Source organism: Streptococcus sp. DD11 (assembly GCF_001578865.1).
Taxonomy (GTDB): domain Bacteria; phylum Bacillota; class Bacilli; order Lactobacillales; family Streptococcaceae; genus Streptococcus; species Streptococcus panodentis.
In genome coordinates this window covers 23,936-32,184 of the sequence record NZ_KQ969392.1, presented here as the reverse complement: position 1 = coordinate 32,184, position 8,249 = coordinate 23,936, and the positions used below count along the sequence as shown (strand labels likewise).

Sequence of the window (8,249 nt, the reverse complement as noted above, 5' to 3'; positions counted from 1 at the left end):
CTGGCCGGCCGTCTGGCTCAGCTGGCAGTGGAGGAAATGCGGGCAGAAACAGGCGATGACAGCTATCAGTTTATCGCTGTGCGTCTGCCTTACGGCGTTCAGGCTGACGAGGCCGATGCCCAGAAGGCTCTGGCCTTTATCCAGCCGGATCAAAGCCTAGTGGTTAATATTAAAGAGTCAGCCGATGCGATGGCGGCAACTGTGGAGGCAGCGGGGGCTAAGGTTTCCGACTTTAACAAGGGCAATATCAAGGCCAGAAGCCGCATGATTGCCCAGTATGCTCTGGCCGGCTCTTGCAGCGGTGCTGTTATCGGGACCGACCATGCGGCAGAGAATGTCACCGGCTTCTTTACCAAATTTGGCGACGGCGGTGCCGATATCCTGCCTCTCTACCGCCTCAATAAACGGCAGGGCAGACAGCTTCTGGCTGCCTTGGGGGCTGATCCAGCTCTCTATGAAAAAGTGCCGACTGCTGACTTGGAAGAAGAAAAGCCGGGGATTGCGGACGAAGCGGCTCTGGGAGTGACCTACAATGAGATTGATGATTACCTAGAAGGCAAAAAGATTTCAGAAACAGCCCAAGCCACCATCGAATCTTGGTGGCACAAAGGCCAGCACAAACGCCATCTGCCCATTACGATTTTTGACGACTTTTGGGAGTAAAAAGGTCCGGTGGATCTTTTTAGCCTGAGCCAAGAAACGGCCAAGGCGGGTATGTGTTATGAAGGGACCTTTCGTCAGGCGGTCTATCATAAAGGAGAAATCAAAGATTTTTCTGTCTATGGCATTCTTCAGTCAGATTTACAAAGAAAAAGTTAGGGCTCCCTAACTTTTTTGCTTGCGCTGGCTGTTAAAAGTTTTATAATAGATTTAGTATATGAAGGAGGTTTTATATGAATCCATTAGATCAATCGTTTACAGATAAATTATATGCTGCTTATGAAGCCAATCCAAAGTTTGCGGCCATGGAAAATGCTATCAGCCACCATGGCTTGCTGACTTCATTGGAGAAGCGGACTGCAGCAGTCGAAAACACACCGGTCTTTTCCTTGGATTTGACCAAGGATAAGGTCAGTAACCAAAAGGCTTCCGGCCGCTGCTGGATGTTTGCGGCCCTCAATACTTTCCGCCACAAGATGCTGGCTGATTTCCAGCTGGAAGAGTTTGAGCTGTCTCAGGCTCACACCTTCTTTTGGGATAAGTATGAAAAGTCCAACTGGTTTTTAGAGCAGATCTTGGCTACGGCGGATCAGGATTTGACCAGCCGCAAGGTCAGGTTTCTGCTGGATACGCCTCAGCAGGACGGCGGTCAGTGGGATATGGTCGTGGCGCTCTTTGAAAAATACGGAGTTGTGCCCAAGTCTGCCTATCCGGAGTCCGTTTCCTCCAGTGCCAGTGCTGAGCTCAATCAAATTTTGAATAAATTACTGCGTCAAGACGCTCAGATACTGCGTGATTTAACAAGTGAAGGGGCAGATACAGCAGCCCTTCAGGCTAAGAAAGAAGAACTGCTTCAAGAAATTTTTAATTTTCTTGCGATGAATTTGGGCTTGCCGCCTCGGAGTTTTGAATTTTCTTATCGTGACAAAGAGAATCATTACCATAGCGAGAAAGACTTGACTCCGCAGGCATTTTACCAAAAATATGTGGCCCTCAAGCTGGAGGACTATGTTTCCATTATCAACGCTCCGACCGCTGACAAACCTTACGGCAAATCCTACACAGTTGACATGCTGGGCAATGTGGTCGGCAGCCGCGCTGTCCGCTACCTAAATGTGGAAATGGATCGCCTCAAAGAACTGGCCATTGCCCAAATGCAGGCTGGCGAAACAGTCTGGTTTGGTTCAGACGTTGGTCAGTCCAGCAACCGCAAGGCTGGCATTATGGCAGAAGGGATGCATGATTTCACCTCCAGCATGGATATTGAGCTGATTCAGGACAAGGCTGGCCGGCTGGACTACAGCGAAAGCCTGATGACCCATGCCATGGTTTTGGCCGGGGTGGATTTGGACGAAAACGGCAAGGCCAGGAAGTGGAAAGTTGAAAATTCCTGGGGTGAAAAAGTTGGCGACAAAGGTTATTTTGTGGCCAGCGATGCTTGGATGGACCAATACACCTACCAAATCGTTGTACGCAAAGAATATTTGACAGCTGCAGAGCTGGCAGCCTATGAAGCGGAGCCAACTGTCTTAGCTCCGTGGGATCCGATGGGAGCGCTGGCAAAGCAGTCTGCAGTAAATGAATAGACTTCCTTTAAGCCTGTGCGTGCGGCGATAAGAACCGCCCTCACCTGAGGAAAAAAGGATGCGAGACTCGATGAAATCATCAGCAAACCAGGCAGGAGCAGACAGGATGGCAGCTAGCCGCAGGCTATACTGGGGTACAGCAAGGCGGCGCTGACATGGTCTGAAGAGAGATTTTCGAAGAGTATGAATCGGAAATAAGATGGGGTTCAGTCACAATACGGAAATCAGAAGAAATACAAAAAGAGCGAGACTTTCTCACTCTTTTTTCTATTTTCATTATAGTCTTTGTCCGAGGAACGGTTTTGGTCTATCGCTTAATGTACAGGACGATAGGGCAGCGAGCTGCTCAAAACCTCCAGTGGAGGTTTTGAGGTAGCAGATAAAGCTTCCGCAAGGAAGTTTCGGCTGCTCAAAGCGCTGCTTTGAGGTTGCGGATAGAAGACCGTGAGGAAGTCTCAAAAGTACGGCTGATGCAAGCTAACAAAGTAATAAAAGAGGATAAGCTAAATGACGATATACCGCTCTAGTCATCTCCGTCCTGACTGTTAGAAGATGAGTCGCCTTGGCTGGAGGAGCTGTCGGTCGATTCGCCGGTCTGCTCGCTGGAAGAAGATTCTTCAGAGCTATCTGTGCTGTAAGTATTATAAGATGAGTAATACTGCTGGTTATTGTAATAGCGGTTGTTATAGTAGCCGTTTCCGCCGCTGAGGTAGACATAGGAGCCGCTGCGGTAAAGGCCGTTCGGCATTTCCCAGTCTACCGAAGCAGATCCGTCTTGAGCCAGATAGAGCATCATCTGACGGTAGACATCTGTCGCTACCTTCACTCCGTCATCCAAGACCGGAGTCAGACGGTTGGAATAGCCTGTCCAGACAGCCATGGAGTACTTAGGCGTGTAGCCGACGAAGAGCTCGTCTGGAGTCACAATGCTGGATCCGTAATAAGGCTTGGTCAGGTTGGCCAGTTCGTCGTCTGCATAGTTGGACGTTCCGGTCTTGCCGGCCTGATAGATGCCTGAGATAGCAGCGTTGGTCCCGGTACCGGACTGCAGAACGGTCTTCATCATATCCGTCATCATGTAGGCGGTGGTTTCTTTCATCGCCTTGGTGCCGTTATTGGCGAAGGTTTTTTCTGTTCCATCGCTGAAGACGACACGGTTGACATACTGCGGTTTGTAGTAGGTGCCGCCGTTGGCAAAAGCAGCATAAGCCGCAGCCATTTTTTCACTGCTGGCTCCGTATTCGTTGCCGGATTTGCTGGTATTGCTTGAAAAGGCATTGACGTAGAACATTTCAGGATAGTTGATTCCAATGCCGTTGAGGAACTTCAGGGACTCTTCTAATCCGACCGCTTCTAAGGTCTTGACAGCAGGGACATTTCGGGATTCCTGAATGGCATACTGAATGGTCATATTGCCGTAATATTTCTTATCCCAGTTGTAAACTGGTGTGCTGGAATATGGGAAGTTGTACGGTGAATCTGAAATCGGAGCAGCTGTAGAGGTATAAATGTCATTTTCTAAAGCTGGGGCATAGTCGGTGATTGGCTTCATAGTTGAACCAAAGTCACGGTTGGTTTCGACGGCCTGATTGGTACCAAAGGAAACATTGGTCGACTGGTGGCGTGCTCCCAGCTGGGCAATCACCTTACCGCTATCGACATCCATGATTGTTGAGGCAACCTGCATCTCATCGTCCGGATAAGCGACATACTCGTCAGTGTTGTAGATGTCCCACAGTTTTTGCTGGGCAGCTGTGTTGACATTTGTATAGACATCCATACCGGTTGTCAGGACATTGTAGCCGGTTTCTTCCTCGACCTGCTCAATGACTTCCTTCAGGTAATTATCCATATAAGCTGGATAGCTGGCAGAAGACTTCAGGCTTTGCAGACCGTCAGTGATAGGCGTATTTTTGGCCTGTTCATACTGTTCGTCTGTGATGTATTTGAGGTCATGCATTTCGCTGAGTACCAAGTTGCGGCGGTTGGTTGCTTCCTCAGGATGGGTATAAGGGTCATACTGGTTGGGAGCCTGAGGCATGCCTGCCAGCAGTGCCGTTTGAGGAAGTGTCAGGTCCTTGAGGTCCTTGCCATAATAGCTTTGGGCCGCTGTCTGCATGCCGTAATTCCCGTTAGACATATAGACCTTGTTGACATAGTAGGTCAGGATTTCCTGCTTGGTGGCTTTGCGTTCCAGCTGGGTCGCCAGCCAGGCTTCCTGAATCTTCCGCGATAAGGTCGCATCTGCAGAAGAAGTAGAGAAATAGGTCAGCTTAATCAGCTGCTGGGTCAGAGTTGATCCCCCTTGCCGGCCTCCGCGGATATTGCTGAGCATGGCCCCGGCGATACGGATGAAGTCCACCCCCCGGTGATTAAAGAAGCGGTGGTCTTCAATGGCCACGATGGCGTTGACCAGCTCAGTAGGAATTTCCGAAGTTTCAGCATTAACCCGTCTCTCTGCCCCCAAATCGGCAATCAGGTTGTTGTCGCTGTCGTAAATTTTACTGGAGGTTGTGGCCACCAGATCTTTTTCAGAAAGCTTTGGCGCCTTAGCAGCATAGTAAGCAAAGACTAAGCACCCTACCACAAAGCCAATCATGAGCAGGGTTAAGAGCGCACTTGCAAGGTATTTCAAAACTTGCATCACAGTTTGTTTATTCATTTATAATACCACCTAGTAGTTTTTGTTCAATGATTTCAAGATAGGGAATGCTAGGGAACTGCTGGATTTCAATCGCATAGCCGTGCTCCCGGATATAGGTCAGGGGCATGGATTTTCCTCCCTTGTCTATCTTGTAAAACTCAATCAAATAAGAAGCAGGAAGCAGGTAAGTTTCTCGTAAACTGGAAAAATGCAAAAGGACGAAGCAGATACCATCTTGCTGCAGAACAGCCTCCATGTGCTCGATCTGATGCGGATGGAAGTTTTTCATCGGCATGGATTTTTTCTGCCGCGTCTCCTTGGCTTCAAAATCAATATAATGGCCCTTGTAAACGCCGGAATAATCCGTTGTAGAGGCTTGCCGAAAATAGGCTTCCACAATTTTAGCGCGGCTGCGCTGGGGGTAGTCCACCTTGACAATTTGAACGGGAGTCGGCTTTTTATGGATGACGGCGAGCCCTCTGCTTAAGTAATAGCCGTTAGACTCATTGATCATCTTTTCAAAAGACATCCCGCGATTGGCAAAATTAATCACACCCGAAGCCTGCCGAAGCACTTCGCTTTTTGCCTTTAGCTTATGAGGATAGTTGACCATAGAACTCCTTATTGGTACAATAACATCACTCTATTATATCATAAAAATATTTTTTGAGGGGAGAATAAATGACAAGTCTACTCATCGCCGGCTACAAAGCCTTTGAAATCGGCCTTGCATCAGAAAAAGATATTCGAATAAAAGTGATAAAAGAGGCTGTCAGACGGGACCTGCTTCGTTTTTTGGAGGAAGGTCTGGACTGGATTGTGTTTATGGGCAATCTGGGCTTTGAAGCTTGGGTTTTAGAGGTCGCCAATGAGCTGAAAGCAGACTATGGCTTTCAGACGGCCACCATTTTTCTTTTTGAAAACCACGGTCAGAATTGGAATGAAGCCAATCAGGCCCGGCTGGCGGCTTTTAAACAGGTTGATTTTGTCAAATATGCCTATCCTTCCTACCAAAATCCCAGCCAGTTTCGCGACTACAATCATTTCATCATCCAAAATACCGACGGAGCCTATCTTTTTTATGATGAGGAGCAGGAGACCAAACTGAACTATCTTTACCAAGAGATGAAAAAGCAAGAACAGTATTTTATCAAAAAGTTAACTTTTGATGACTTGAATGAAGCCGCAGAAAATTTTTCGGAAAATTAGGGGATAAATCTTGATTTTTATAGGGGATTTTGTTTATAATTGAATAGGATAAACCAGATTGGAGAGAGAACATGGCAAGTATTATTTTTACAGCAAAAGATATTTTTGATCAAGATTTTAAGCGCGAAGTGCGCGGTTACAGCAAGTCTGAAGTAGACGAATTTTTGGATGACGTGATTAAGGACTATGAGACCTACTCTGCTCTGGTCAAGGAACTGCGGGAAGAAAACCGCCGTCTGAAGGAAGAACTGGCTAAGAAGCCGGTTGAAAAGGCTCCGGTTCAGCAGCCGTCTCAGCCGAGCCAGCCATCCCAGCCGGCAGTGGATATTCCGCAGATGACTTCTGCGACCAATTTTGATATCCTGAAGCGTTTGAACCGTCTTGAAAAGGAAGTATTTGGCAAACAAATTCTGGATCGTGAATTTTAAACCTTCTGGAACTGTGCAATTTTTGGATAATCGCGTGAAAAATTAGCTTTTCATGAGGAAAGTCCATGCTAGCACTGGCTGTGATGCCGGTAGTGTTTGTGCTAGGCGAAACAATAAGCCTAGGGACGGAAATCTCCGTTACGGCGGTTGAAACAGCTACGTCATTTGATATGCTGGAGTATGCCTGAAAGTGCCACAGTGACGTAGTTTCTGCGGAAACGCAGGAAGTGGAACGCGGTAAACCCCTCAAGCTAGCAACCCAAACTTTGGTCGGGGCACGGAGTGCGTGGAAACGAACATAGCATTCTGACTGGAAACAGTAGACAGATGATTATCGAAGGAAATGGTGCCTAGTCATTTCCGGAACAAAACATGGCTTATAGAAAATTGCATATAGGTTGAGGCTGGGGCATGGTCCTTAGCCTCTAATTATAATGGTAAGAATCAAAGGCTGCTCCTTCGGGTTCAACTCCGCAGGTCCCTAACTCCGGCTGCTTCAGCCGTTGGAGATTGGACTGTCCCGCTGCTGCGTGTGCGGCGGCTCGTCCTCTGAGTGCGGAAAAGCCAGCTTTGTGCATAGAGATTCTTCCTTTGAGGAAACGATGAAAGAAACATTTAATTTAATTGCCACGGCTGCTGCAGGCCTGGAAGCAGTCGTCGGCCGTGAAATCAGAGATTTGGGACTGGACTGCCAGGTAGAAAACGGCCGGGTCCGCTTTAAGGGCGATATCTCAGCGATTATGATGACCAATCTTTGGCTGCGTGCAGCTGACCGCATCAAAATCGTTGTAGGGAGCTTTCCTGCAAAGACGTTTGAGGAACTCTTTCAGGGCGTTTTTGCGTTGGATTGGGAGAATTATTTGCCTTTAGGCGCAAAATTCCCTATTTCCAAGGCTAAATGTGTCAAATCGAAGCTGCATAATGAACCGAGCGTACAGGCTATTTCCAAAAAAGCTGTTGTCAAAAAGCTGCAGAAGCACTATGCACGTCCGGAAGGGGTTCCCCTCATGGAAAATGGCGCAGAGTACAAGATTGAAGTGTCTATTTTGAAAGATACAGCAACCGTTCTGATTGACACCAGCGGTTCCAGCCTTTTTAAGCGCGGCTACCGGACAGAAAAAGGGGGAGCCCCCCTGAAGGAAAATATGGCGGCAGCTATTTTGCTCCTGTCCAACTGGTATCCGGACAAACCCCTGATTGATCCGACCTGCGGCTCAGGCACTTTCTGTATAGAGGCAGCCATGATTGGCATGAATATAGCTCCTGGTCTGCACCGTTCCTTCGCTTTTGAAGAGTGGAGCTGGGTGGACAAGGAAGCTCTGCGTCAGGCGCGGTCAGATGCTCTGCGCCAGATTCATCAAGAGATTGAGCTGGATATTGCCGGATCTGACTTGGATGCCCGCCTGGTCGAAATTGCCCAGAAAAATGCAGCGGCAGCAGGGGTGGCGGAGCAAGTCCGCTTCAAGCAGATGCGCCTGCAGGACCTGCATACGGATAAAATCAATGGCGTTATTGTATCCAATCCGCCTTACGGCGAGCGTCTATTGGATGCCGATGCAGTAACGAAGCTGTATCAGGATATGGGAAAGACTTTCGCTCCTCTAAAAACATGGAGCAAGTTTATCTTGACCAGCGATGAGGCTTTTGAAACGAAGTACGGCAGTCAGGCCGATAAGAAACGGAAACTTTATAATGGGACTTTAAAAGTCGACTTATATCAAT

The 8,249-nt window shown here is 48.1% G+C and carries 7 protein-coding genes, 1 other RNA gene and 1 pseudogene; 7 read left to right on the top strand and 2 right to left on the bottom strand.

Annotation, left to right across the window (positions count from 1 at the left end):
- The 3 genes and pseudogenes from nadE to pepC all read left to right on the top strand — a co-directional run.
- On the top strand, positions 1-663 hold a 663-nt coding region (nadE, locus tag STRDD11_RS00155; protein ID WP_241209253.1), incomplete at its 5' end, for an ammonia-dependent NAD(+) synthetase.
- A 39-nt stretch (positions 664-702) separates the two neighbouring features.
- A pseudogene (locus STRDD11_RS00150) lies at positions 703-819 on the top strand (N-acetyltransferase); the annotation flags it as partial.
- Between the two features lie 74 nt (positions 820-893).
- Positions 894-2,246: an aminopeptidase C gene (gene pepC / locus STRDD11_RS00145; RefSeq protein WP_128834195.1), complete on the top strand. Its 1,353-nt coding sequence runs from the start codon at positions 894-896 to the stop codon at positions 2,244-2,246.
- Between the two features lie 523 nt (positions 2,247-2,769).
- On the opposite strand, the gene pbp1a is transcribed toward pepC, so the two are convergent.
- Both pbp1a and recU read right to left on the bottom strand, forming a co-directional pair.
- The gene (gene pbp1a / locus STRDD11_RS00140) at positions 2,770-4,908 is read right to left on the bottom strand and encodes a penicillin-binding protein PBP1A (RefSeq protein WP_128834193.1); all 2,139 of its coding nucleotides are present in this window, start codon (positions 4,906-4,908) and stop codon (positions 2,770-2,772) included.
- Positions 4,901-5,503, bottom strand: coding sequence for a Holliday junction resolvase RecU (gene recU / locus STRDD11_RS00135; RefSeq protein ID WP_128834191.1), 603 nt, complete (start codon positions 5,501-5,503; stop codon positions 4,901-4,903). Before recU ends, pbp1a begins: the two co-directional genes overlap by 8 nt.
- 68 nt (positions 5,504-5,571) lie before the next feature.
- On the opposite strand from recU, the gene STRDD11_RS00130 reads away from it, so the two are divergent.
- The 4 genes from STRDD11_RS00130 to STRDD11_RS00115 form a co-directional block, all read left to right on the top strand.
- Positions 5,572-6,099: an SLOG family protein gene (locus STRDD11_RS00130; protein ID WP_128834189.1), complete on the top strand. Its 528-nt coding sequence runs from the start codon at positions 5,572-5,574 to the stop codon at positions 6,097-6,099.
- A 71-nt stretch (positions 6,100-6,170) separates the two neighbouring features.
- Entirely contained in the window at positions 6,171-6,527 is a 357-nt protein-coding gene (gene gpsB, locus STRDD11_RS00125) for a cell division regulator GpsB (protein ID WP_128834186.1), read from the top strand.
- A gap of 18 nt (positions 6,528-6,545) precedes the next feature.
- Positions 6,546-6,912, top strand: an RNA gene (gene rnpB, locus STRDD11_RS00120) — RNase P RNA component class B.
- A gap of 217 nt (positions 6,913-7,129) precedes the next feature.
- Positions 7,130-8,249 (top strand): THUMP domain-containing class I SAM-dependent RNA methyltransferase (locus STRDD11_RS00115; protein ID WP_164828320.1); only part of this gene is annotated, 1,120 nt, incomplete at its 3' end.